Genomic DNA, 23,449 nt, shown 5'->3' with positions numbered 1-23,449 from the left:
CTAGAGCAGGTTCGCGGGAAGGGTCTCGCCCTCGACCTTGAGCTTGCCCCCCGAGCACGACACCTTGGGCGAGTCGGTGCCCGGCACGATCACCGTCAGCAGCGACTTCGCCGCCGGCGACACCACCACGTTGGTCGCGTCCTTGGCCAGGTAGGTGGGCGACACCCAGCCCAGCCTGCCGCCGCGCTCCACCTTCTGGCCGCCGACCCGCTCGCACGAGGAGAACTGCATCAGCGTCACCTTGAAGGCGCCGTCGGCCAGCACCACCTTGCCGCCGCCGTTCGAGACGACCTTGTACGAGGGCGCGAACCGCCACAGGTTGCTGACCTTCTTGCCCCCGGAGGCCGTGTCGAGCACCGCCATCAGGTCCTGGCCGTGGTTCACCAGCACCGAGCGCGTCCGGCTCACGCCGTAGGCCCGGTCGGTGAGGCGGAAGGCCTGCCGGTCCTTGCCGTAGGAGGTCTTGGTCAGTCTGGACGAGGTGCGCGGCCGGAACCGGGCCCCCTCGACCGTCGGCACGTTGTGCGCCTCGGGGGAGAGCGTCCAGTAGCGGTAGGCGCTCTTCTCGTAGGAGTGGAAGCCGCCGTCCATGAGGATGTCGCGGCCCTGCGCGTAGTACGTCACGCCCAGGTGGTCCTCGTGCCCGTGGAACTTCATGGCGGGCCCGAACCTGATCGAGTAGTACGACGAGTCCGGCTTGCCCCAAGCCGTCCGGCCGTAGACGTAACCGGCCTTGTAGACCTTGACCTTCTGCTTCGGGGTGCCGGTCTCCATCTTCGGCTCGGTCTCGGCGCTGCCGTCGCCGATGGGGACCATGTAGCCGTTGGGCATCGTGGAGTGGGCGATGAAGTCCTTCAGCGCCTCGGCCCGCCGGCTGACCTCGGCCGGCACCTTGCGGTCGCACGCCTTCATGTTGGTGATGGCGACCTGGAGGCGGCCGTACACGTAGACGGCGTAGCGGGGGGCCTGCTCCATGAGCGCGCCCTGGGAGTCGACGTCGAGCTTGACCGTGCCGGTGAGCCGCCTGGAGGCCAGGTTCGACCAGTCGGAGCGGCCGTACCGGCAGCCGATGCCCATGAGGGCGATGTCCTGGTCGATGCCGTGGTTGTGGCCCTTCTTGTACAGCCGCGCGTCCGACAGCAGCTTGGCGTGGTCGGCCAGGCTGTCCTTCAGCCAGCTCTCCTTGACGTGCATGCTCAGGCACAACAACGGCTGCGTGCGCAGCGAGACCGGGTGGTCCTTCCACACGTACGGCTTGGTGGCGGCGGCCCCGCGCCGGTTCTTCGCCACCCAGTCCTTGGTGATCTCGGTGGCACGATCCAGGTAACGCCGCTCGCCGGTGTTCTCGTAGGCCACGACCAGCGTGCCCATCCAGCGCAACGACTGGAAGACGAACTCCCACGACCGGTTCCGGTACGGGCTCGCCCCCCAGTCGATGTCCTTGCCCAGCTTGTACGCCGGCAGCCCCACCAGCGAGATCTCGCCCTTCATGACGTCCTCGGCCGTCGGCGTGCCCGGCAGCCAGTCGCCTTGGCACTGTGCGGTACGGGTCACCTTGTCGGCGGCCTGAGCCGGGCTCGTCAGCCCGCCGAGCGCGAGCGTGAGGGCAAGAGGTATCGCGAGCCGGCGCACGCCAGGGTTCCTTCCGGACAAGAAAGTGAGGGCGGGACATGCTTTCGGAATCACGATCAACCGGTCAAGTCGCGTACCGGATCGTTAACGGCCCGATGCGCGCCGGTGCCTGCGGCGGCGCGGATGTCATGCTGGAGCCGTGAGATTCGACGACATCGTGCTGCCCGACACGCCCGCCTGCCGCGGCGCGCTGGAGGTGGCCACCCGCTACCAGTCACCCTCGCTGCTCAACCACTCCGTTCGCGCGTACCTGTGGGCCGCCGCGTACGCCCGGAGCAGGGCGATCGACTTCGACGCCGAGCTGCTCTACGTGTCGTCCATGCTGCACGACATCGGCCTGGTCGCCGAGTTCGACAGCCAGACGGTGCCGTACGAGGAGGCCGGCGGCCACGTGGCCTGGGCCTTCTGCGCGGGCGCCGGCTGGTCGCCCGAGCGCCGGCTGCGCGCCTCCGAGGTGATCATCCGGCACATGTGGGAGGAGGTGCCGGTGGAGGAGGACCCGGAGGGCCACCTGCTGGAGCTCTCCACCGGCATGGACATCTCCGGTCGGCGCACCGAGGACATCCCCGACGGCGTGCGGCGCGAGGTGCTGGAGCGCTACCCGCGGCTGGAGATCGCCAAGGAGTTCGCCGCCTGCATCGCCGACCAGGGCGCGCGCAAGCCGTCGAGCTACGCCGGCCGGTTCGTGCGCGGCGGGATCGCCGACCGCATCGCCGCCAACCCCCTCGACGCCTAGCCCTTGGGCCCGGCGCTCTGCACGACGTCGAAGCTCCACACCTGGGAGTCCGTCGCCGCCGGGCCCTGCCCGTGACCGTGCCCCTGGCCCTGCCCCTGACCTTGCCCTGCGGCGGCCTGGGCGTGGCCGCGCTGGAAGGCCTGGCCCTGCTGCCAGGTCTGGAAGTCCTCCTCGCTGCGCCAGCGCGTGTAGACGAGGTACTGGTCGGTGCCCTCGACCGGCCGCAGCAGCTCGAACCACTCGAAGCCGTCGGCCGACTCCACCATCCCGGCCCGGCCGGAGAACCGCCGCTCCAGCTCCTCCCGCATCTCGGCGGGCACGGTCAGGACGTTGATCTTCACGATGGACAACGGAGGACCCCTCTCGGCGAAGCCTTAGCGCACGACCCGCTGCGTCGCAGGTGAGGGCTCCAGGCTAACGCGGGCCACCGCCGGTACGTGATCCCTGTCCAGCGCGTCCCGCAGGTTCGGCAGGGTGACCCGGGACAGGTGCTCGCTCAGCTCGCTCATCGGGGCGGCCTCGTCGGCGGCCACGCGCAGCCGTACCTCCGGGTGGCCGCGCGGGCCGACCAGGTCGGCATCGGCGTTCAGGACGGCGGGACTGGCCTCGACGTCGGCGGCGACCGCGTGGGCCATCCCGCCCGCCGCGATCTCGGTGACGCCGTCCGGGCCGGCCTCCAGGCGCAGCCGGGTGCGGGCGTCCCTGCGGCCCTGCGCGACCAGCCAGCGCAGGGCCAGCAGCGCGACCAGGACCGACACGGCGGCCACGGCCCACCACACGGGCGGGCTGTTGCGGGTGAAGAACCCGCGCACGCCCGCGTCCACGATCGGCGTGGACGGCCCCAGCAGCCCGCGGGCCAGCGCCAGCCCGCCGAGCACGGCCAGCACCAGCCCGACCAGGGCCAGCCCCCACCGGTTGCCGCGGCCGGTCTTCCTGTTCATCGGCGCTCCTTGACGTTGACCGCCACCCGGTACGGCTCCACCGGGTCCAGCCCGGCGAGCCTGGTGAGGACGGCTTCGCGCACGGCCCGGCCGAAGCCCTCGTCGTCCCAGCCGGACGTGGCGGGGGTGACGGCGACCGTATGGCCGCGCAGGCTGGCGTGCGCCGAGCGCACCCCGGGCACCTCCTCGGCGGCGTGCTCCAGGGCCCTGGTGAAGCTCTTGGGACGCACGCCGATGATCAGGTCGGGGTCGCCGGTCCGCACGGGGACCATCCGCGGCCGTCCCGGCACCAGGGCGGTGACCAGCAGCGCGAGGCCCGCCAGCGCCACGATCGCGGCCCCGGTCAGGAACAGCGGGTCCGACCACGGCGTCGTGGCCGCCCACGCCAGCATCCGGTCGTAGGGCAGCCATCGCAACGGGCTGCCGGCCAGCGCGGACACCGTCTCGGCGGCGACCAGCAGCCCCAGCAGCGTGAGCAGGACGGCGACCACGATGGCGGGCACCCGGCGCTGCGGCCGGAACGCGCGCACCGCGGCCCGGTCGGCGCCCTTGTCCCGCGGCGGCGCCGCTTCCGGCTCGCCCCGATGCGCCCCCGCCCCGGCCGCCGGGACGGCCCCTTGCCTCTCCTCGGGCTCCTCGTACGGGAGCGGGCGGGTCATGCCGGGCCTCCCGCCAGATCGGTCATGATCACGTCGAGGCGGGTGACGTCCAGGCCGGTCTGCATGGCCACCCGGTTGCGCACGTGCTCCCGCAGCCGCGCGGCCACGGCGTGCAGCGGGGCCGGGTAGGCGACGGTCACGTCCAGCTTCAGGGTGGCCCGCTCGCCGCGCACCTCGGCGCTGGACGATTGCGTCCACGGCGCCCCGCCCAGCCGCACGTCGAGCACCTCGGGCACCTCCCGCGCCGCGCAGCAGGCGATCTTGGTGACCACCCGCTCGGCGATCTCGGTACGGCCCCGCCGCTCGGGCTCGGCCGACGGCGCGAGCCGCTGCCGGGGAACCGTGACGTGGGCGGTGGTGGTCATCGCCGCCTCGCGGTCAGGCCGGACAGGTTCAGCTCGCCGGTCTCGGCGACCTTCCCGACCAGGAAGCCGACCGCGCCGAGCACGAGGACGAGCAGGAACGCGCCGAGGCCGCCGAAGGCCCCCGCGAGTCCGAGGATGATGCCGACCGCCATGCCGATGACCGGCAGCCAAGGGACGTTGCTCATGATTCCTCCACCACGTCGATCACCACGTCGTCGATGTGCACGTTCACGGGACGTCCGCCGCCCGGCTCCCACACCGCCCGGCGGACGTCCTCGGCGGTCTCGGGCAGCGGCCGTACCAGGGTCGCCACGATGGCGACCTCCACCGTGTCCCCGTCGGCCGAGACGCCCATGACCCGCGCCCCGGGCAGGTACGTCGCCACCGTCCCGAACGGCCCGCCGGAGAGCCCTGCGACCCCCGGGCAGGCCCGTACGAGCTCGGCCAGCGTCTCGGCCTCCGCCTCGGCGTCGGCGTCGGCGTCGGCCCGCGTGTAGGCGGTGGCGCCGGGCCCGGTCATTGGACCCGGGGCTCCGGCTGCTCGATGACCTCGCGGCGACCGTCGTCCCTGTCCCTGTCCCTGTCGCGGTCCTGGCCGGGCAGGTGCACGTCGTCCACCCTGATGTTGACCTCGGTCACCTCCAGGCCGCACATGCGCTCGACCGCCGCGATGACGTTCCTGCGCACGGCCGCGGCCAGGTCGGGGATGGCGGTGCCGTACTCGGCGACCAGGTCCATGTCCACGGCCGCCTGGCGTTCGCCGACCTCGACCGAGACGCCCTGCGCGACGCTGCGCTCCCCGCCGACCATCCCGCGCACGTTGGCGAGCGCCCTGGCGGCGCCGCCGCCCATGGCGTACACGCCGGAGACCTCGCGCGCGGCCAGTCCGGCGATCTTGGCGACGACGACGTCGTCGATGCTCGTCGTGCCCTTGTCGGTGACCAGCGAAGTCGCCGGCCCGCCCTCCTGCGTTCTGGCCCGCGGTACGGCAGAAGTCTGGTTGACCATCGTGTCCGGCACGTTCCGTCACCCCCTAGAAGTCTCTGATAAGCAGAGATATCCGCATAACCACCACCGATGCCCCACAAAACGGACTCTGGGGGCATTTATGGAGAGTTCCTGACTTTTTTGCCGGTGGGCGGACCCCTCCGGCGGCGGCGATAGCCTTGTCAGGTGCGTATAGCGAGGTTCTCCACAGGCGAAGGCGTGTCGTTCGGCGTGGTCGAAGGCGGCCCTGGAGAGGAGTTCGTCTCCACGGTCTCCGGCCATCCGTTCGGCCAGGTGCAGTTCACCGGCGAGCGCTTCCCGCTGTCCCAGGTGAAGCTGCTGGCCCCGATGCTGCCGAGCAAGGTCGTCGCCATCGGCAGGAACTACGCCGAGCACGCCCGCGAGATGGGCAACGAGGTGCCCGACGAGCCGCTCATCTTCATGAAGCCGTCCACGTCGGTCATCGGCCACGGCGAGGCCATCGCCTACCCGACCTCGCTGTCCGACCGGGTCGACTACGAGGGCGAGCTGGCCGTGGTGATCGGCAGGCTCTGCCGCGACGTGCCCGTCGACCGGGTCAAGGACGTCATCTTCGGCTACACCTGCGCCAACGACGTCACCGCCCGCGACCTGCAGAAGAAGGACGTGCAGTTCACCCGGGCCAAGAGCTTCGACACGTTCTGCCCGCTCGGGCCCTGGATCCAGACCGATCTCGACGCGAGCGACCTCGCGCTGACCACCACGGTCAACGGCGAGATCCGGCAGAGCGGCCGCACCAGCCAGCTCATCAACGACATCCCCGCGCTGGTCGCCTACGTCAGCGCCGTCATGACGCTGATCCCCGGCGACGTCATCCTGACCGGCACCCCGGCGGGCGTCGGCCCGCTGGAGATCGGCGACGAGGTCAGCGTCGGCATCGAAGGCATCGGCACTCTCACGAACAAGGTGGTCTCCCGTGACTGATCTACGGGTGCGTTTCGCCCCGTCCCCGACCGGCATGTTCCACGTCGGCGGCGCCCGCACGGCGCTGTTCAACTGGGCCCTCGCCGAACAGTCCGGCGGCCGCTTCGTCCTGCGCGTCGAGGACACCGACGCCACGCGCAACCGTCCGGAGTGGACCGAGGGCATCATCTCGGCGCTCGACTGGATCGGCATCAACGGCACCAACCCGGTGTTCGAGGGCCCCTACTTCCAGTCGGCCTACGAGCCGCAGCACCGCGAGGCCGTGGCCAAGCTGCTGGCCGACGGCAAGGCGTACCACTGCGACTGCACCCGCGAGACCCTGGTGGCCCGCACCGGCTCCGAGCACAAGGGCTACGACGGGTTCTGCCGCGAGCGCGGCCTGACCGAGGGCGCGGTGCGCTTCCGCACCCCCGACGAGGGCGTCACCCTCGTCGAAGACCTGATCAGGGGCAACGTCGAGTTCCCCAACGAGGCCCAGGAAGACTTCGTGATCGCCCGCACCGACGGCTCGCCGCTCTACGTGCTGGCCAACGCCGTCGACGACATCACCCAGGGCATCACGCACGTCGTGCGCGGCGAGGAGCACCTGGGCAACGCCGCCAAGCAGGTGCTGCTGTGGCCGGCGCTCGGCGCCACCCCGCCGGTCTGGGCCCACCTGCCGGTGATCGTCAACGAGCAGCGCAAGAAGCTGTCCAAGCGCCGCGACAAGGTGGCCCTGGAGGACTACCGCGACGAGGGCTACCTCGCCGAGGCCATGGTCAACTACCTCATGCTGCTCGGCTGGGGCCCCGGCGAGGACCGCGAGATCATGCCGTGGGCGGAGATGGTCCCGCTGTTCAGGCTGGAGGACGTCAACTCCGCCAGCGCCTTCTTCGACGAGAAGAAGCTGCGGGCCTTCAACGGCGAGTACATCAGGGCCCTGCCGCTGGAGACCTTCGAGGAGCGCTGCTCGCCCTACCTCGACCCCACCTGGGACCGCGAGCTGTTCAGCAAGGTCGCGGCGCTGGCCCAGACCCGCATCGGCGTGCTGTCGGAGATCCGGCAGAACGTCGACTTCCTCTTCCTCGACGAGCCCGTCTTCGACCAGGCGTCCTGGGACAAGGCGATGAAGAACTCCCCGGTGGAGATCCTCGGCGGCTATCTCGACCGCCTCCAGACGGTCGCCTGGGACCCGGAGTCGCTCAAGGAGGCCCTGGAGGAGGTCGGCGCGCCGCTCGGGCTCAAGCTGGGCAAGACCCAGGCCCCCGTGCGCGTGGCGATCACCGGCCGGACGGTGGGCCTGCCGCTGTTCGAGTCGATCGAGGTGCTCGGCCGCGAGCGCTCCATGGAGCGGATCCGAGCGGCGCTAGCGCGCCTGCGAGGCTGAGCGACGACCCGACGGCCATCGACAGCCACACCCCCGTGACGCCGAGCCACGAGCTCAGCAGATAGGCGAGGGGCAGCTGCACCGCGAAGCCCGCCAGCGTGGCGGCGAGCAGGCGGCTGCCCCTTCCGCTCGCCTGGAGCACCCCGCCGACGGCGATCAGCCCGCCGAACGGCACCAGGTAGAGCGCCATCCAGCGCAGGAAGCCCACGGCCACCGCCGGGTCGTCGGTGAACAGCCCGGCCGCGGGCGCGGCCACCAGGTTGAGCGCCACCGCGACCACCGCCCCCGTCACCAGCCCGAGCCGCAGCGGTGACCCGACCGGCTCCGACCGCGCGGTGCGGATCATCGCCGCCTGGCGCAGCGCGTAGAAGACCATGACGCCGGCCAGCATGATCTTCTGGCCGATGCCGTACCCGGCGACCTCGGCCGTGCCGAACCCGGCCACGATCTCCACCAGCGCCATGCCCACCAGGGAGCGGGCCAGGAAGTCGCCCGACATGGGCAGGCCGGTCCGCAGCACCTCGCCGGCGAGCAGGCCGTCGCCGCCGGCGGCGCGGAGCCGTACGAGGGAGGTCGCGGCCACCCCGAGCGTGACCAGCCGCGCCGCCACGGTGGCCAGCGCGGCCCCCTGGACGCCCAGGTCGAGGCCGTAGATGAAGACCGGGTCCAGGACGATCACCAGGACGTTGCAGATCAGCGCGTTCCGCATGGGGGTCTTCGTGTTCCCCAGCCCCTTGAGGACGCCGTCCACGACGGTCTGGGCGAAGAACACCGGCAGCCCGGCCAGCGAGACCAGGAAGAAGCCGGCCGTCAGCTCGGGGTCGTCGGTGAACAGGGCCGCCAGCGGCTCGCGCAGCAACACGCCGGGGACGGCGACGGCGACCGAGAACGCGGCCCACAACATCCAGCCCGTCCTGAGCACGGGCCGGATCGGCGCGTGCCCGTCACGCCGCCCGATCAGCACGGTCAGCCCCGTCGGGACGGCCAGGAACAGCCCGTAGGCCAGGTATTCGGCCGTGGTGCCCACGGTGACGGCCGCGATGGCGCCCTCCCCGAGCCCCGAGACCCACAGCAGGTCGATCACCCCCACCGCCACCACGGCGGTGAGCAGCTCCACGTAGATGGGGAGAGCCAGCCGGAACATTTATACCTCGATTCGTTGTATCTCGTTTAGAGGTATAGCGTTACGATGCGCGACATGGCAAGCGGCGGGGATCTGTCCCTCACCATCCTGGGATTCCTGAACGAACGTCCGATGCACGGCTACGAGCTCAAGGCCCGCCTGGCCGCGCTCACCGGCCACCTCCGCCCGGTCAGCGACGGCGCCCTCTACCCCGCCATATCGAGACTGGAGAGCAAGGGCCTGGTCGAGCGGCACGAGGAGGCGGGCGCGGCGGCGGCCCGCAGGCAGGTGCTCACGCTCACCGGCAAGGGCCGCGAGGAGCTGCTGCGGCGGCTGCGCGAGCCGAGCGAGCTCGACGTCAGCGACCAGACGCGCTTCTTCGCCCTGCTGACGTTCCTGTCGGCGCTGCCCGACCCGGCCGACCGGTCAAGGGTGCTGCGCCGCCGGCTGGCCTTCCTGGAGGCCCCGGCGAGCTTCTTCTACGAAGGCGGCCGGCCGGTCCGGATCAAGGACGAGCCCGACCCGTACCGGCGCGGGATGCTGGAGATCGCCCGCGCGTCGAGCCGAGCGGAGAAGGAATGGCTCCGGCAGCGCATCGAGGAGCTGCCGGAGCCGTAGGGAAAGCCTCATCGGGGGAGGCGGGGGAGGCGGGGGAGCGGCGGTCAGTCGAGGCCGCGGCGGGCCAGCAGCGGCCCGATGCCCGCCTCGCGCCCGCGGAAGTTGCGGAAGGCGGTCAGCGGGTCGAGGCTGCCGCCCCTGGAGAGCAGCTCGCGGCGGAAGTGGTCGCCGTTCGCCCTGGTCAGGCCGCCGTTCTCCTTGAACCACTCCACGCTCTCCGCGTCCAGCACCTCGCTCCAGATGTAGGAGTAGTAGCCGGCGCTGTAGCCGCCCGAGAAGATGTGGGCGAAGTAGTTGGTCCGGTAACGCGGGCGCACCAGCCGCACGTCGATCCCGGCCGCCTCCAGAGCCCGCTGCTCGAACGCCTGCGCGTCGGCCACCTGCTCGCCGGGCGCCAGCCGGTGCCAGGCCCAGTCGAGCAGCGTGGCCGCCAGGTACTCCACCGTCGCGAAGCCCTGGTTGAACTTCTCGGCCGCGTTGAGCTTCTCCACCAGCTCGGCGGGCATCGGCTCGCCCGTCTCGTGGTGCTTGGCGTAGTTGGCCAGGACCTCCGGCCAGGTCACCCACATCTCGTTGACCTGCGAGGGGTACTCGACGAAGTCGCGCGGCACGCTGGTGCCCGACACGCGCGGGTAGCGCACCTGCGAGAACAGCCCGTGCAGCGCGTGGCCGAACTCGTGGAAGGCGGTGTTCACCTCGTCGTACGTCAGCAGCGTCGGCCCCGAGGCCGGCTTGGTGATGTTGAGGTTGTTCATGACCACCGGCAGCTCGCCGAACAGGTGCGACTGGTCGACCAGGTTGTTCATCCACGCCCCGCCGCGCTTGTTCGCCCTGGCGTAGGGGTCGAGCAGGAACAGGCCGAGCGCGCCGCCGTCCTCGTTGAACACCTCGAAGACGGTCACGTCGGGGTGGTAGCCGCGCAGGTCGGGCCGTTCGGTGAAGGTGATGCCGTAGAGCTTGGTGGCGGCGAAGAACACGCCGTCCCTGATGACCCGGTTCAGCTCGAAGTAGGGGCGCATGGCGTCGGCGTCGAAGTCGTAGCGGGCCAGCCGCACCTTCTCCGAGTAGTACGACCAGTCCCACGGCTCGATCTCGAACCCGGCCTGCTCGGTCAGCGCCTCGGCCTCCTTGCCGGCGTTGCGCACCGCCGGGCCGACGAGCTGGCCGAGCATCTCCTCGACCGCCTCGACGGTCTTGGCCGTCTGGTCGGCCACCGAGTAGGCGGCGTGGTCGGGGAAGCCGAGCAGCGCGGCCCGCTCGGCCCGCAGCGTGGCCATCCTGGTCGCCCGGTCGAAGTTGGCCGGGGCGCGGCCGACGCTCCGCTCGTACAGGCGGCGGCGCACGTCGCGGTCGGTGAGCTGGGCCAGGCCGGGCTGGTTGGTGAAGTTCAGCAGCGGCAGGACGTACGTGCCGTCGTCCTTGCGCAGCGACTCGATCCTGGCCTCGTCGAAGCCGTCGAGCTCCTTGGCGTCGGTGAGGACCAGGGCCTCCTCGGTGGACGCCTTGAGCAGGGTCTGCGCGAACTCGGTGGACAGCTTCGACAGCTCGCCGTTGAGCTCGCGCAGCCGGTCCTGCTCCGGCTCCGACAGGTCGGCCCCGGCCCGGACGAAGTCCTCCCGGTACTTCTCCAGCAGCCACGCCTCCTCGGCGTCGGACGTGCCGACCTGCTTGATCCGCGCCCACAGCGCCCGGTTGAGGCGGATCGCGTCGTTGTGCGCGGTCAGCTTCGGGGAGATCTCCTTCTCGATCTCCATGATCCCGTCGCTGGAGTTGGACGCGGCCATGCTGAAGAAGACCGTGGCCGTGCGGTCGAGGATCCGCCCCGAACGCTCCAGGGCCGCGATCGTGTTGTCGAAGGTGGGCGGCTCGGTGTTGTTCGCGATCGCGTCGACCTCGGCCAGGTGCTCGGCCATGCCGCGCTCGAACGCGGGCAGGTAGTGCTCCTCGCGGACGTCCGCGAACGGTGGCAGCTGGTACGGCAGGCTACTAGGGGCGAAGAACGGGTTCTCGGCCAACGCTTGGGCTCCTCCACGTGGTGTTTTGTCCTCTTCAGCTTGGCACGTCGGAGCCTGTGCCGCAGGCGGCCGGACGCCGCTTCGGCAATCGTTTTGGTCTTACCCCCCGAGCTGGGCTATTCTTTCGGACGTCGCCAAGCGCGCTCCGAGAAGGGGTTCGCTGCGGTGGGGTATGGTGTAATTGGCAGCACGACTGATTCTGGTTCAGTTAGTCTAGGTTCGAGTCCTGGTACCCCAGCAAGTTTCCGAAACGGATGTCTCCCTGAGAGACATCCGTTTTTTCGTGTCCGCGGCCTGTCAGACCGCCAGATCGTCCAGGATCTCGCTGATCCTCCGGTACTCCGCGGCCGTGGCCGCGTGCCCGGCGTCGACCGTGCGCACCTCGAACGCGTTGCCCGGGGTGGCCGCGTCCGCCTCCCTGATCATGCGGTCCTGCAGTGCGAGCGGGATCATCCGGTCCCGCGTGTGCCTGATGTACGTCCGCGGCACCCGCCCCCAGGCGTCCGTCCTGCCGCGCGCGTCGGCGGTGGAGACCAGCAGGCTCTCGTCCGGCAGCAACGTGTTGAGCAGCGCCAGGAGCTCGCCGTCGGCCGCCCCGGCCATGAACGCCTCCTTGGCCGCGGCCAGGAACGCCGGGTCGGACGTCCGCCAGTTCATCCGCACCGCCATGAGCGCCGCGGGGTCGCCGATCAGCCCGGCCACCAGCCCCTTCGCCAGGCTCGTGGCGGCCTCCGGGGTCTCCAGGTACTCGGCCGGCGAGCGCAGCCGCGTGCAGCAGAACGCCGTGTCGTAGACCAGCCGGTCGAGCAGGTGGGGGACCTCGTCGGCGGTCTTCGTGACGGCCGCTCCGCCGAGGCTCCCGCCCACCAGGACCACCGGGCCGTACGCGGCGACCCTGCGCACGACGTCCACCGTGACCTCGACGTAGTCGTCCAGGGTCACGCCGGACACCGGCGAGGGCGCGGCGGCCAGCGCCGCCAGGTCCTGCGGGGCCTGGTAGGCGCGGCTGAACTGCTCGGCGGGCAGGTGCCCCGGCAGTTCCACGCCCACGGTCCGGTGGCCGCGCAGCGTCAGCTCCGGATCTCCCTGTGCCACGCCGCCGGCCCCGGCGACGTACACGAACGTGGTCACCCGGCCGGGCCGGGATCCGCTGTCTCGATCGCTCATGGACCGATGTTCGCCCAGGCCGGCGGGGGTGCGCATCGCCCGTCCAGCGGTCCGTGCGGTTGAGTCCGCCCATCCACCGATCGGTGGACCCGGGCGGCGTGCCAGGCTGGAGGCGTGAGCCGGGCACAGGGACGTGAGCGTCTGCTCCACGTCGCGCTCGGCCACGGGCTGCTGGCGATCTCCGTCGTCGCCGCCGCCGTCATGGGCGACCCGCCGCGGGGCGGCAACGCCCTGGCCGCCGCGGCGCCCTGGATCGTCGCGCCCTGGCCCGTCCTGGCCGCCGTCGCGGCGGTGTGGCTCGCCGCCGTCCCGTGGCTGCATGCCCGGCGGCACCGGGCGGCCGTTCTCGTCGTCCCGTACTACGTGCTGCTCATGGGCCTGGCGGCCGCGCTGGTGGCGGGCAACCCGGCCTTCGTGGTGTTCGCCTCGCTCGGCTACCCCCTGGCCGCCGCCCTGCTGCCGACCCGGCTGGTGATGGCGGGCGTGACGCTCACCGCCGTGGTCGTCGTCGTGGCCCAGGCCGGTCCCGGCGCGCCCGCCGGGCTGTTCACGGTGGCCGGCGGCATCGCCGTCCCACTCGCCCTGGCCGGCTGGTACGTCTCCGCCGAGAGCGACAGACGCCGCCGCCTGATCGGCGAGCTCCGTACCGCCATGGACGAGAACGCCGACCTGCACGCCCGGCTCCTCCACCAGGCCAGGCGGGCGGGCGTGCTGGACGAGCGGCAGCGCGTGGCCGGCGAAATCCACGACACCGTCGCCCAGGACCTCGCGGCCCTGATCGGCCAGCTCGGCGCGGCCGGCCGGGCCACCGCCGAGGCCGACCGCCGCCGCCACCTCGACCAGGCGGCCCGGCTGGCCCGCCAGAGCCTGGCCGAGACCCGCCGGTCGGTACGCGCCCTGGGCCCCGGCCCCCTGGAGGACTCCAGACTCCCCGACGCGCTCGGCCGCATGGCCCGCTCGTGGGCCGCCACGGCGGGCGTCGGCCTGGCCGTCGAGGTCACCGGCACCCCCGTCGCCCTGTCCGCCGACGTCGAGGCCACGCTGTTCCGCATCGCCCAGGAGGCGCTGGCCAACGTCGCCAAGCACGCCGATGCCACCAGGACGGCCCTCACCCTGTCGTACACGGACGAAGTCGTCATGCTCGACATCCGTGACGACGGCCGCGGTTTCGTTCCGCAGGAGGCTGTTGAGGGCTTCGGGGTGGACGGCATGCGCCGGCGGGCCCGCGCGGTGGGTGGCACGCTGGAGATCGAGTCCGAGCCGGGCCGGGGGAGCGCCGTGGCCGCGGCCGTCCCCGTCATACCCGCGGAAGGCGAACGACCGTGAGACTGCTCATCGTGGACGACCACCCGATCGTCCGGGACGGCCTGCGCGCCGCCCTGGGCGCCGAGCCCGGCATGGAGATCGTGGGCGAGGCGGCCGACGGCGCCCAGGCCGTCCGGCTGGCGGCCGAGCTGCGGCCCGACGTCGTCCTGATGGACCTGCGCATGCCCGGCATGGACGGCCTGGCCGCGATCAGGGAGCTGAGCGGGAGCGGGCCGCGGGTGCTGGTGCTCACGACGTTCGACACCGACGTCCTGCCCGCGCTGGAGGCAGGGGCGGCCGGCTACCTGCTGAAGGACGCCCGCCCGGAGGAGCTGGCACGCGCGGTGCGGGCCACGTACGAGGGGGAGACCGTGCTCGCCCCCGCCGTGGCCGGGCGGCTGGCCGACCACGTGCGCAGGCCGCGGCGGAGCGAGTTGAGCAGGCGCGAGCTGGAGGTGCTGCGGCTGGTGGCCGGGGGAGCGACCAACCGGCAGGCGGCGGCCGAGCTGTTCATCAGCGAGGCCAGCGTCAAGACGCACCTGCTGCACGCCTACGCCAAGCTCGACGTCCGCGACCGCGCCGCCGCCGTGGCCGAGGCCTTCCGCCGCGGGCTGCTCGGCGGGTAGCCTCCCTCGCCTCATGGACGAATTCCGCATGCGCAAGGGCGACCTGGCCCGTTTCGTCGCCCCGTTCGCCGCGCCGCTGGCGCTCTTCTTCGCCGTCTGCCTGCTGCTCGGGGCCGTCTTCACCGGCAGCTCGGCGCTGGGCGTCGTGATCGGCGCGCTCGCCACGGCGGCCCTGGCCGGCGTGCTCGTCGTCAAGCACCGCCGTCTGGTCGCGGGCACGGTGGTGCGCTTCTCGCCGGAGGGCGTGGAGCTGGCCGACGCCCGCGGCTTCCGGGTGCGCCTGCGCTGGCCCGACGTCACCGCGATCGGCGTGGTGGACACCCGGACGGCCGACCCCAGGCCCCTGGGCCGGCCCGGCGGCGTCCGCGTACGCGTCCCGGCGCTGCGCTCGGTGGGGCTGGTCGGGTGGGGCGAGCGCACGCTGCCGCCGCGGACGCCGCGGTGGATGCGCGAGCGCCTGGCCCGGGTGCCGGCCGACCCCGTCACCGGACGGCCCGAGGTCGCGATCCCGCTCGGCGAGATCGACCCGCTGTGGGAACGGGGGCCGATGGGCGACTGGGTCCGCCGCCACAGGCCCGATCTCATGCGCTGATAAGCGGGTTGGTTGTGGTCTGCGGGGTGCGGTAGAGTTACCTGCGTCGCCGGGGAGACCCGGCACACCAGCTTGTGGACAAGGTCCCGTCGTCTAGTGGCCCAGGACGCCGCCCTCTCAAGGCGGTAGCGCCGGTTCGAATCCGGTCGGGACTACCACGATCACAAGCTGTGCGAAGGTCCCGTCGTCTAGTGGCCCAGGACGCCGCCCTCTCAAGGCGGTAGCGCCGGTTCGAATCCGGTCGGGACTACGTTCACCCAAACGCTCCGGTGCGTCAAGCACCGGGGCGTTTTTCGTGTTCTACGGGACGCTCGAAAACCTAAGAAACGCTCGAAAACCTTTGGTTCCGCGCCGAAACGGAACAGGGCCCCGCGCGGATCGCGCGAGGCCCTGGCCGGAGTGGGATCAGGCCGAGGAGCGGGCCTTGAACAGGGCGCGGCGGGCCGCCTTGGCGATCTGCTTGTCGGGGTGGACCTGGGAGATCAGGTCAAGCAGCTCCTCCACGTGCGCGTGCGGGATCTTCCAGATGACCTCGAGAAGACCGTTGACCATGTCGGGCCCGATGTCCCGCAGGCTGCTGACGAACTCCGCACGCCCCAGCCCGGCCGAGATCGTCCACATGTCGAGGATCAGCCAGTGGGTGTCGTCCTGGGTGGGCTCGGGCGCCCCCTCCACCCCGAGCTGGCTCAGGTGCGTCGCCGCGTACGGCCGCAGGGACGGCTGCTTGAGCGCCTCCTGCCAGGCCGGGACGGCGGCCTCGCCCAGCGTGCCCACCACGCTGGCCGCCTGCACCCGGATCAGGGCGTCGCTCTCGTCCTCGGCCGCCGCGTCGAGCAGCTCCTCGGCGGCCTTGGCCGGCTCCCTGAGCCGCATCCAGGCGGCGAACTCGGCGTCGGCCTCGTCCTCGGGCAGCTCGGCGCTCAGCGCGAGCAGCTCGTGGGCGCTCATCGACTCGATCGCGGGCCGGGCGTCGACCTCGATGTCGGCGTCGTCCACCAGGTGGACGACGCCCTCGGTGCCCAGCGGGGTGAGGCGCACGGTCGTGCCCTCGACCTCGACCATGCCGTAGCCGGTCAGCCAGTCGATGGCGGGGGCCAGCGGGTCGCCGGCCGCCTCCCAGGCGTCGCCGCCCAGCTCGTCGAGGTCGGCGGCGGCCTCGGCCAGCTCGCGGGCCAGGTCGTCGCGCTCGCGCGCGCCGCCGGCCAGCAGCAGCCTGACCAGCACGCCCCGGGTCAGGCCGGCCAGCGCCATCGTCAGGTCGTCGTCGTCGAGCTCGGGGTCGCCGTAGTCGACCGAGTGCAGGCCGAGCATCCAGGCGTCGAGGACGTCCTCGTCGTCGTCGAACGGCCACTCGGAGGTGTCGTCCTGGACGGCCACGGTGTTGCCCTCGCCCGGTTCGAGGAACTCCAGGTCGACGGCGAGGTTCCAGATGTTCCAGAGCTGCGGGACCGCCTCGGCCACCGGGCCGTCGGTCTCGGGCCTGGGCAGGCCGACGGCGGCCAGCGCCTCCTCCACCTCGGCGTCGGTGAGCAGGGTGTCCTCGCCGACGCGGCGGCCGGAGCCGACCCACAGCGCCAGGTCGCGGGCCTTGGCGACCAGCGGGGCCTGGCGGGCGGCCGCGGCCAGCTCGGAGTCGGGGCGCAGCCTGATCGTGTCGAGCTCGGCCAGCTCGTCGGCGAACGCCTCGAAGTCGCCCAGGTCGCCCGTCTCCTCCTCCTCGTCGTCACCCGCGCCGTCGTCGTCGAGCAGGTCTTCCATGAGCTCGACGAACTCGTCCTCGACGTCGTCGAGCTCGGCCTGCAGGTCGGCGAGGGAGTCGGAGCCCTTGGCGAGCCTGCCGGTCTGGGAGAGGAACGTCAGGTACGCGTCGACGGCGGGCAGCATGCCGTCGGCGGCGGCGTCGGGATCCTCCACGACCTTCGGCATGCGGTCGAGCAGCAGGTTGCGCAGGTCTGCACGCTTCCACGTGCCGAGGTCCTGCGAGAAGGCGAGACGGTGCCAGAGTGCGGCAGGCCCCACGAGCTCGGGGTCGCTTCCGGGCGCGTTGGAACGCGCCCACATGATGAACTCTTCGAGCAGGGGTCGCAGCTCAGTGGCGGCTACCTCGATGCGATCTGTCACGCACTCAGGCTAGTGCGCCCGCGAGGCAGTCGGCCCCCGAAATACGAGCTTTCGCCGATCATGACGTGCGGCGCATGGCCTCGGTGATGCGTTCGGCGGCCGCCATGACGGGCACGGCGTGCAACCGGCCGGGCGCCCGGGTGAGCCGCTCGATGGGCCCGGAGACCGAGACGGACGCGATCACCTTGCCGCCGCTGCCCCTTATGGGGGCGGACACGCTGGCCACCCCCTGCTCGCGCTCGCCGACGCTGTGGGCCCACCCGCGGCGGCGTACGGAGGCGAGGGTGGCGGCGGTGAACTTGGCGCCGCGCAGGCCCCTGTGCAGCCGGTCGGGCTCCTCCCAGGCCAGCAGGATCTGGGCCGCAGAGCCGGCCGTCATCGGCAGCGCAGAGCCCACCGGGACGGTGTCGCGCAGGCCGCTGGCCCGCTCGGCCGCCGCCACGCAGACCCGCTCGTCACCCTGGCGCCGGTAGAGTTGCGCGCTCTCGCCGGTCAGGTCGCGCAGCTGCATCAGCACGGGCGAGGCCACCGCGAGCAGCCGGTCCTCGCCGGCCGCCGTGGACAACTCCGCGAGCCGCGGCCCGAGCACGAATCTGCCCTGCGTGTCGCGGCTCACGATGCGGTGGTGCTCAAGTGCGACGGCCAGCCGGTGGGCCGTGGGGCGGGCCAGGCCGGTGGCCTGGACGAGCTGAGCCAGGGAAGCGGGACCCGCTTCGAGGGCATTGAGTACAAGAACGGCCTTGTCGAGTACTCCGACTCCGCTAGAGTTGTCCATACACCGATACTGCCGTCTCGACATATGAGAAAGCAAGTCGGAGGCAATCTCAAGGAGGAGATCATGGGCCGCACACTGGCCGAGAAGGTCTGGGAGCAGCACGTCGTCCGCCGTGCGGAGGGCGAACCCGACCTGCTCTACATCGACCTGCACCTCATTCACGAGGTGACCAGCCCGCAGGCGTTCGACGGACTCCGTCTCGCCGGCCGGAAGGTGCGGCGGCCCGATCTCACCATCGCCACCGAGGACCACAACGTCCCGACCGTGCTCGGCCCGATCTCCGACCCCGTCTCCAAGGCGCAGGTCGAGACGCTGCGCAAGAACGCCGCCGAGTTCGGCATCAGGCTGCACCCGATGGGCGACGCCGGCCAGGGCGTGGTGCACATCATCGGCCCGCAGTTCGGCCTGACCCAGCCGGGCATGACGATCGTGTGCGGCGACTCCCACACCTCCACCCACGGCGCCTTCGGCGGAATCGCGTTCGGCATCGGCACCTCCGAGGTCGAGCACGTGCTGGCCACCCAGACGCTGCCCGCCTACCGGCCGAAGACGATGGCCATCGAGGTCTCCGGCGAGCTGCCCGACGGCGTCACCGCCAAGGACCTGATCCTGGCGATCATCGCCAAGATCGGCACCGGCGGCGGCCAGGGCTACATCGTCGAGTACCGCGGCGAGGCCGTGCGCAAGCTCTCCATGGAGGGCCGCATGACCGTCTGCAACATGTCCATCGAGGCGGGCGCCCGCGCCGGCGTGATCGCCCCGGACGAGACCACGTTCGCCTACCTCAAGGGCCGCCCGCACGCCCCCGAGGGCGAGCTGTGGGACCAGGCCGTCGAGTACTGGAAGTCGCTGCGCACCGACGACGACGCCGTGTTCGACAAGGTCGTGGAGATCGACGCCTCGACGCTGACCCCGTACGTCACGTGGGGCACCAACCCCGGCCAGGGCCTGCCGCTGGGCGAGTCCGTGCCGAGCCCCGACAGCTTCGCCGACCCGGTCGAGCGCTCGGCCGCCGAGCGCGCGCTGGAGTACATGGGCCTGACCGCGGGCACGCCGCTGCGCGAGATCGAGGTCGACACCGTGTTCGTCGGCTCGTGCACCAACGGCCGCATCGAGGACCTGCGCTCGGCCGCCGAGATCCTGCGCGGCCGCCAGGTCCGCACCCGCACGCTGATCGTGCCCGGGTCGATGCTGGTCAAGCTCCAGGCCGAGCAGGAGGGCCTGCACGAGGTGTTCAAGGCCGCCGGCGCCGAGTGGCGCGAGGCCGGCTGCTCGATGTGCCTCGGCATGAACCCCGACACGCTCAAGCCCGGCGAGCGCAGCGCCTCCACCTCCAACCGCAACTTCGAGGGCCGCCAGGGCAAGGGCGGCCGCACCCACCTGGTGTCGCCGCAGGTCGCCGCCGCGACCGCGGTCACCGGCCGCCTGACCGCCCCCGCCGACCTGTAAGGGAGAACCAGACCGATGGACGCCTTCACCACCCACACCGGTACGGCGGTGCCGCTGCGCCGCAGCAACGTCGACACCGACCAGATCATCCCGGCCGTCTGGCTCAAGCAGGTCAGCCGCACCGGCTTCGAGAAGGGCCTGTTCGCCGCCTGGCGCGAGGACCCGACGTTCGTCCTGAACGACCCCTCCTACGAGGGCGGCTCGATCCTGGTCTCCGGCCCCGACTTCGGCACCGGCTCCTCCCGCGAGCACGCCGTTTGGGCCCTGCAGCAGTACGGCTTCCGCGCCGTGATCGCCGCCCGGTTCGGCGACATCTTCCGCAACAACTCCACCAAGATGGGGCTGCTGCCGGTCGTCCTGCCCGCCGAGAAGGTCGAGGCCCTGCAGGCGGCCGTCGAGGCCGACCCGAAGCTCCAGGTGACCGTCGACCTGCTGGAACGCCAGGTCCGCTGGGCCGACGAGGTCGTGCCGTTCGAGATCGACGACTACACCCGCTGGCGCCTCACCGAGGGCCTGGACGACATCGGCCTGACCCTGCGTCACGCCGACGACGTGGCCGCGTACGAGAATGGTCGGCAGCCATGGCTGCCGACGACCGTCTAGAGGACGACGAACTGGCGCGGCGGTTGCGCGAGGCGCACCGCCGCGTCCGCATGCTCCCCGCCGCCGACAAGGAACGGGCGGCCCGCCGTTACCTGTCCATCTGCGATCTCGCCAAGCGCGATCCGGAAAGGGCGGCCGCCCGGCTCGACGCCTTTCTGGGCGCCCTCGACACGCCACGCGAGGGGGAAAACACGCAGGGTGATTGAGTTCCCCCGCGATCCCGCCTACTTTCGAGCGCGTAAGGGGTTTCTACGTCGAACTCGAGAGCTGGAACCCCGAGCCGTCACTGGGGGAGCAGGACTTTCATGAACAAGCGAGAGCTCGTCGACGCCATCACCGATCGGGTGGGCGACAAAAGGACGGCCACCGAGGCCGTCAACGCGGTCATCGAGGCCATCCAGAAGGCCGTGGCGAGCGGGGACAAGGTCTCCATCACGGGCTTCGGCGCGTTCGAGATGGTGAACAAGCCCGCCCGCACTGCCAGGAACCCGTCGACCGGCGCCGAGATCAAGGTCGCCGAGAGCTGGGCGCCCAAGTTCCGTCCCGGCTCCGAATTCAAGGACCTGGTGAACGAGGGCGGCAAGCAGATCGGCAAGAAGAAATAGTCTCAGCGGACATCACGCCCGGGCGGCCCACGCCCGGGCGTTCGCTGTTTTCCGGGACCGCGTCGTCATTCGGGCGCGGGAATCGGGAACGTCGACAGCGTGATGTAGGTGATCTGCCCGCCGTCGGTCGCCAGGTTCACCCGCTGCCCCGTGCGCAGCAGCAGCAGCGGCCCCGCGTCGAAGGCGCGCGTGCCGAACTCCAGCACCGTCCCGTCGTCGAGGAAGACCGAGCCGGACCTGGTGACCTCGTCGAAGCTGCGTACCGTCGCCTGCACGCCGTCCAGCCTAAGCCGACCGCCGTCCGGCGGGCGAGAGGCGGCCCGGAGGGTCACGCCTCCGGCCACAGGTCGGCGACCACCGCCGCCGTGTGCCGGCCCAGGCCCAGGGCGAGGGCCGCACGCAGGTCGTCGGGGGTGTCCACGTCCCGCCGGAGCGAGTCGATCCCCGGCACGCACAGCTCCTTCGCGCCGCCGGCCAGGTGCTTGGCCCGCGACTCGCCGCCGAACCGCGGCGTGAACGGCCGCCCGGCCAGCACGCCGTAGAACGTCGTGCCGACCTCCTGGGCGTCCGGCACGAACGACTGGTCGAACTCGGCCGCCGCCGCCAGCGCCGTCGCCAGCTCGGCCGGTCGCAGGGCCGGCAGATCGGCCTGGAGCGCGCCCACCCCCGCGCCGGGCGCGACGCGTACGGCATGGGCCGCGCCCGTGCGCAACGCGGTGTTGAGCCCGCGGTCCGGGTCGTGCACCACCTCCGCCCCCAGCGCCCCCAGCGGCCCCGCCGCGGCCGGATCGGCGGTCACCACGATCACCCGCGCCACCGCCGGGCAGGCCAGCGCCGCGGCCACGGTGTCGCAGGCCACGGCCACGGCCAGCCGCGTACGGTGGGGACCCGTCGCGGCCGCCAGCCGCGTCTTCGCCGCGACCAGCGTCTTCACCGGAATGACCAGAGACCAGCGGTTGCTCATAGGCTTAAGCATCTCGCCTCGACATCCCAAGCGGCCAACCGGGAGACTTGGGGCGCACACCGTACGGGTTGGAGGAGACCATGAGCCGCCCCACGCGACCTTCGCGTTTCTGGGAGTCATTCGCCGTAGCGGTGGTCAAGCCGCTGTCGTGGCTCCTGGTCAAGAAGGACTGGCGCAACGGCGAGCGACTCCCGCGCACCGGCGGCATCATCATCGCGGCCAACCACCTGTCCTGGAGTGATCCCGTCCTGCTGTCGCACTTCCTGTTCAACAACGGCCGCTGGCCGGTCATCCTGGCCAAGGCCGCGCTGTTCAAGGTGCCCTTCCTGGGCCGGGCGCTCAACGGCCTGCTGGCCATCCCGGTCGAGCGGGGGAGCAGCGAGGCGGCCAGGTCGCTCAGCTCGTCGGCCCAGCGGCTGCGCGACGGCGCGGCCATCCTGTTCTACCCCGAGGGCACCTGCACCCGCGATCCCGAGCTGTGGCCCATGGTGGGCAAGACCGGCGCCGCCCGGCTGGCGCTGGAGAGCGGCGCGCAGGTCATCCCCATCGCCCACTGGGGCGCCCACGAGCTGCTCCCGTACGGCGCCAAGAGGCCCAGGCTGTTCCCGCGCAAGACCTTCCGCGTCACCGTCGGCCCGCCGGTCGACCTGTCCAAGTACGAGGGGCAGCCCCTGCGCGCCAGTGTGCTGCGCGAGGCGACCGCCGACATCATGGCGGCCATCACCGAGCAGCTGACCGAGCTGCGCGGCGAGAAGGCCCCGGAAACTCCCTACGATCCCGCCAGGCGGTGATGGCATGACAAAGGCAGCCGTTCTCGGCACGGGCTCGTGGGGCACCACGTTCGCCATGGTCCTCGCCGAGGCGGGCAACGAGGTCACGCTGTGGGGGCGCAGGCCGGAGCTGGTCGAGGCGATCGACAAGGACCACGCCAACCCCGACTACCTGCCCGGCGTGACGCTGCCCGAGGCGCTGCGCGCCACCACCGACCCCGTGCGCGCGCTCGACGGCGCCGACTTCGTGGTGCTGGCCGTGCCCTCGCAGATGCTGCGGCCCAACCTGACCGCCTGGCGCGAGCACATCCCGCCGAACGCGGTCCTGGTCAGCCTCATGAAGGGCGTCGAGCTGGGCACGACCAAGCGCATGAGCGAGGTGATCCGCGAGGTCGCCGAGGTGCCCGAGGAGCGGGTCGCGGTGGTGTCCGGGCCCAACCTGGCCAAGGAGATCGCCCACCGCCAGCCCGCCGCCACGGTCGTCGCCTGCACCGACGAGTCGGTCGCCGAACGCCTCCAGGCCGCCTGCCACCTGCCGCCGTGGTTCCGGCCGTACACCAACACCGACGTGGTCGGGGTCGAGCTGGGCGGCGCGGTGAAGAACGTGATCGCGCTGGCCGTGGGCGTCTCGGCGGGCATGGGCATGGGCGACAACGTCAGCGCCATGCTCATCACCAGGGGCCTGGCCGAGATCTCCCGCCTGGGCGCCGCGCTCGGCGCCGACCCCCACACCTTCGCCGGGCTGGCCGGCATGGGCGACCTGGTGGCCACCTGCACCTCGCCGCTGTCGCGCAACCGCACCTTCGGCGAGAACCTGGGCCGCGGCATGACGCTCGCCGAGGTCGTCGCCGCCACCAAGCAGACCGCCGAGGGCGTGAAGTCCTGCGAGTCCGTCCTTGAGCTGGCCAGGAAGCACGACGTCGAGATGCCGATCACCGAGGTGGTCGTCGGGGTCGTGCACGACGGCATGTCGCCGTCGGAGGCGGGCATGCTGCTCATGTCCCGCTCGCCGAAACCCGAACGGTACGGCCTGTGAATCCGGACGCCACCGCGCGCTCGACTCGCTG

28 protein-coding genes and 3 tRNA genes are annotated in these 23,449 nt (G+C 71.8%); 16 read left to right on the top strand and 15 right to left on the bottom strand.

Annotated elements, in window-relative coordinates; translation table 11 throughout:
• Entirely contained in the window at positions 1 to 1,632 is a 1,632-nt protein-coding gene (locus ABT158_RS08850; protein WP_352352183.1) for a heparinase II/III family protein, read from the bottom strand.
• A gap of 139 nt (positions 1,633 to 1,771) precedes the next feature.
• Here ABT158_RS08850 and ABT158_RS08845 point away from each other — a divergent pair, with 139 nt between their 5' ends.
• The gene (locus ABT158_RS08845; protein WP_352352182.1) at positions 1,772 to 2,368 is read left to right on the top strand and encodes an HD domain-containing protein; all 597 of its coding nucleotides are present in this window, start codon (positions 1,772 to 1,774) and stop codon (positions 2,366 to 2,368) included.
• On the opposite strand, the gene ABT158_RS08840 is transcribed toward ABT158_RS08845, so the two are convergent.
• The 7 genes from ABT158_RS08840 to ABT158_RS08810 are packed head-to-tail and all read right to left on the bottom strand — an operon-like array spanning position 2,365 to position 5,341.
• Positions 2,365 to 2,718: an antibiotic biosynthesis monooxygenase family protein gene (locus tag ABT158_RS08840; RefSeq protein WP_352352181.1), complete on the bottom strand. Its 354-nt coding sequence runs from the start codon at positions 2,716 to 2,718 to the stop codon at positions 2,365 to 2,367. The genes ABT158_RS08845 and ABT158_RS08840 overlap by 4 nt on opposite strands.
• Positions 2,719 to 2,742: 24 nt before the next feature.
• The gene (locus ABT158_RS08835) at positions 2,743 to 3,309 is read right to left on the bottom strand and encodes an alkaline shock response membrane anchor protein AmaP (protein ID WP_352352180.1); all 567 of its coding nucleotides are present in this window, start codon (positions 3,307 to 3,309) and stop codon (positions 2,743 to 2,745) included.
• Entirely contained in the window at positions 3,306 to 3,968 is a 663-nt protein-coding gene (locus ABT158_RS08830; RefSeq protein ID WP_352352179.1) for a DUF6286 domain-containing protein, read from the bottom strand. The genes ABT158_RS08835 and ABT158_RS08830 overlap by 4 nt, the downstream gene beginning before the upstream one ends.
• Positions 3,965 to 4,333, bottom strand: coding sequence for an Asp23/Gls24 family envelope stress response protein (locus ABT158_RS08825; protein ID WP_352352178.1), 369 nt, complete (start codon positions 4,331 to 4,333; stop codon positions 3,965 to 3,967). The genes ABT158_RS08830 and ABT158_RS08825 overlap by 4 nt, the downstream gene beginning before the upstream one ends.
• Positions 4,330 to 4,518 (bottom strand): hypothetical protein, encoded by a 189-nt coding sequence (locus ABT158_RS08820; RefSeq protein ID WP_352352177.1) that lies wholly within the window; start codon positions 4,516 to 4,518, stop codon positions 4,330 to 4,332. The genes ABT158_RS08825 and ABT158_RS08820 overlap by 4 nt, the downstream gene beginning before the upstream one ends.
• Entirely contained in the window at positions 4,515 to 4,853 is a 339-nt protein-coding gene (locus tag ABT158_RS08815; RefSeq protein WP_352352176.1) for a hypothetical protein, read from the bottom strand. The genes ABT158_RS08820 and ABT158_RS08815 overlap by 4 nt, the downstream gene beginning before the upstream one ends.
• Positions 4,850 to 5,341, bottom strand: coding sequence for an Asp23/Gls24 family envelope stress response protein (locus ABT158_RS08810; protein WP_502911501.1), 492 nt, complete (start codon positions 5,339 to 5,341; stop codon positions 4,850 to 4,852). The genes ABT158_RS08815 and ABT158_RS08810 overlap by 4 nt, the downstream gene beginning before the upstream one ends.
• 165 nt (positions 5,342 to 5,506) lie before the next feature.
• Here ABT158_RS08810 and ABT158_RS08805 point away from each other — a divergent pair, with 165 nt between their 5' ends.
• Together ABT158_RS08805 and gltX are read left to right on the top strand one after the other, a co-directional pair.
• Entirely contained in the window at positions 5,507 to 6,283 is a 777-nt protein-coding gene (locus ABT158_RS08805) for a fumarylacetoacetate hydrolase family protein (RefSeq protein ID WP_352352174.1), read from the top strand.
• Positions 6,284 to 6,317: 34 nt separating this feature from the next.
• Positions 6,318 to 7,649 (top strand): glutamate--tRNA ligase, encoded by a 1,332-nt coding sequence (gene gltX, locus ABT158_RS08800; RefSeq protein ID WP_502911500.1) that lies wholly within the window; start codon positions 6,318 to 6,320, stop codon positions 7,647 to 7,649.
• On the opposite strand, the gene ABT158_RS08795 is transcribed toward gltX, so the two are convergent.
• Positions 7,543 to 8,793: an MATE family efflux transporter gene (locus ABT158_RS08795; RefSeq protein ID WP_352352172.1), complete on the bottom strand. Its 1,251-nt coding sequence runs from the start codon at positions 8,791 to 8,793 to the stop codon at positions 7,543 to 7,545. The two genes, gltX and ABT158_RS08795, sit on opposite strands and share 107 nt — an antisense overlap.
• A gap of 54 nt (positions 8,794 to 8,847) precedes the next feature.
• Between ABT158_RS08795 and ABT158_RS08790 the strand changes: the two genes are divergently transcribed.
• Complete coding sequence (locus ABT158_RS08790; RefSeq protein ID WP_352352171.1) at positions 8,848 to 9,390, top strand: PadR family transcriptional regulator; 543 nt, start codon at positions 8,848 to 8,850, stop codon at positions 9,388 to 9,390.
• Positions 9,391 to 9,434: 44 nt separating this feature from the next.
• On the opposite strand, the gene ABT158_RS08785 is transcribed toward ABT158_RS08790, so the two are convergent.
• Entirely contained in the window at positions 9,435 to 11,405 is a 1,971-nt protein-coding gene (locus ABT158_RS08785) for a M3 family metallopeptidase (protein WP_352352170.1), read from the bottom strand.
• A gap of 166 nt (positions 11,406 to 11,571) precedes the next feature.
• Between ABT158_RS08785 and ABT158_RS08780 the strand changes: the two genes are divergently transcribed.
• Positions 11,572 to 11,643, top strand: a tRNA-Gln gene (locus ABT158_RS08780).
• A gap of 59 nt (positions 11,644 to 11,702) precedes the next feature.
• Here the strand turns inward: ABT158_RS08780 and ABT158_RS08775 are convergent.
• Positions 11,703 to 12,572 carry an alpha/beta fold hydrolase gene (locus tag ABT158_RS08775; protein ID WP_352352169.1) on the bottom strand — a complete coding sequence of 290 codons (870 nt, stop codon included), beginning with the start codon at positions 12,570 to 12,572 and terminating at the stop codon, positions 11,703 to 11,705.
• 114 nt (positions 12,573 to 12,686) lie between these two features.
• On the opposite strand from ABT158_RS08775, the gene ABT158_RS08770 reads away from it, so the two are divergent.
• The 5 genes from ABT158_RS08770 to ABT158_RS08750 all read left to right on the top strand — a co-directional run bounded on the left by ABT158_RS08770 (position 12,687) and on the right by ABT158_RS08750 (position 15,345).
• Complete coding sequence (locus tag ABT158_RS08770) at positions 12,687 to 13,898, top strand: sensor histidine kinase (protein ID WP_352352168.1); 1,212 nt, start codon at positions 12,687 to 12,689, stop codon at positions 13,896 to 13,898.
• The gene (locus ABT158_RS08765; RefSeq protein ID WP_352352167.1) at positions 13,895 to 14,503 is read left to right on the top strand and encodes a response regulator; all 609 of its coding nucleotides are present in this window, start codon (positions 13,895 to 13,897) and stop codon (positions 14,501 to 14,503) included. The genes ABT158_RS08770 and ABT158_RS08765 overlap by 4 nt, the downstream gene beginning before the upstream one ends.
• A 13-nt stretch (positions 14,504 to 14,516) precedes the next feature.
• Entirely contained in the window at positions 14,517 to 15,095 is a 579-nt protein-coding gene (locus ABT158_RS08760) for a hypothetical protein (protein ID WP_352352166.1), read from the top strand.
• Between the two features lie 82 nt (positions 15,096 to 15,177).
• Positions 15,178 to 15,253 (top strand) — tRNA-Glu (locus ABT158_RS08755).
• Between the two features lie 19 nt (positions 15,254 to 15,272).
• Positions 15,273 to 15,345 (top strand) — tRNA-Glu (locus ABT158_RS08750).
• Between the two features lie 155 nt (positions 15,346 to 15,500).
• Here the strand turns inward: ABT158_RS08750 and ABT158_RS08745 are convergent.
• Both ABT158_RS08745 and ABT158_RS08740 read right to left on the bottom strand, forming a co-directional pair.
• Positions 15,501 to 17,216: a hypothetical protein gene (locus ABT158_RS08745; protein ID WP_352352165.1), complete on the bottom strand. Its 1,716-nt coding sequence runs from the start codon at positions 17,214 to 17,216 to the stop codon at positions 15,501 to 15,503.
• A 58-nt stretch (positions 17,217 to 17,274) separates the two neighbouring features.
• Positions 17,275 to 17,991, bottom strand: a complete 717-nt coding sequence (locus ABT158_RS08740; RefSeq protein WP_352319070.1) for an IclR family transcriptional regulator — start codon at positions 17,989 to 17,991, stop codon at positions 17,275 to 17,277.
• 63 nt (positions 17,992 to 18,054) lie between these two features.
• On the opposite strand from ABT158_RS08740, the gene leuC reads away from it, so the two are divergent.
• From leuC to ABT158_RS08720, 4 genes are all read left to right on the top strand, one after another.
• Entirely contained in the window at positions 18,055 to 19,440 is a 1,386-nt protein-coding gene (gene leuC / locus ABT158_RS08735; RefSeq protein WP_352352164.1) for a 3-isopropylmalate dehydratase large subunit, read from the top strand.
• A 15-nt stretch (positions 19,441 to 19,455) separates the two neighbouring features.
• Entirely contained in the window at positions 19,456 to 20,043 is a 588-nt protein-coding gene (gene leuD / locus ABT158_RS08730) for a 3-isopropylmalate dehydratase small subunit (protein ID WP_352352163.1), read from the top strand.
• Positions 20,022 to 20,249: an SCO5555 family protein gene (locus ABT158_RS08725; RefSeq protein WP_352352162.1), complete on the top strand. Its 228-nt coding sequence runs from the start codon at positions 20,022 to 20,024 to the stop codon at positions 20,247 to 20,249. Before leuD ends, ABT158_RS08725 begins: the two co-directional genes overlap by 22 nt.
• Before the next feature lie 99 nt (positions 20,250 to 20,348).
• Entirely contained in the window at positions 20,349 to 20,648 is a 300-nt protein-coding gene (locus tag ABT158_RS08720) for an HU family DNA-binding protein (protein WP_352352161.1), read from the top strand.
• 65 nt (positions 20,649 to 20,713) lie between these two features.
• Here ABT158_RS08720 and ABT158_RS08715 read toward each other — a convergent pair whose 3' ends face one another.
• Both ABT158_RS08715 and cofC read right to left on the bottom strand, forming a co-directional pair.
• The gene (locus ABT158_RS08715; protein WP_352324833.1) at positions 20,714 to 20,923 is read right to left on the bottom strand and encodes a hypothetical protein; all 210 of its coding nucleotides are present in this window, start codon (positions 20,921 to 20,923) and stop codon (positions 20,714 to 20,716) included.
• Positions 20,924 to 20,976: 53 nt separating this feature from the next.
• Entirely contained in the window at positions 20,977 to 21,612 is a 636-nt protein-coding gene (gene cofC, locus ABT158_RS08710; RefSeq protein WP_352352160.1) for a 2-phospho-L-lactate guanylyltransferase, read from the bottom strand.
• An 80-nt stretch (positions 21,613 to 21,692) separates the two neighbouring features.
• Between cofC and ABT158_RS08705 the strand changes: the two genes are divergently transcribed.
• Together ABT158_RS08705 and ABT158_RS08700 are read left to right on the top strand one after the other, a co-directional pair.
• On the top strand, positions 21,693 to 22,403 hold the full coding sequence (locus ABT158_RS08705) for a lysophospholipid acyltransferase family protein (RefSeq protein ID WP_352352159.1): 711 nt from the start codon (positions 21,693 to 21,695) through the stop codon (positions 22,401 to 22,403).
• A 4-nt stretch (positions 22,404 to 22,407) separates the two neighbouring features.
• The gene (locus ABT158_RS08700) at positions 22,408 to 23,418 is read left to right on the top strand and encodes an NAD(P)H-dependent glycerol-3-phosphate dehydrogenase (protein ID WP_352352158.1); all 1,011 of its coding nucleotides are present in this window, start codon (positions 22,408 to 22,410) and stop codon (positions 23,416 to 23,418) included.
• Positions 23,419 to 23,449: the final 31 nt, after the last annotated feature.

Source organism: Nonomuraea sp. NPDC001636 (assembly GCF_040298265.1).
Taxonomy (GTDB): domain Bacteria; phylum Actinomycetota; class Actinomycetes; order Streptosporangiales; family Streptosporangiaceae; genus Nonomuraea.
Note: the sequence above shows the minus strand (reverse complement) of the source record. Positions and strands in the feature narration are given on the sequence as shown.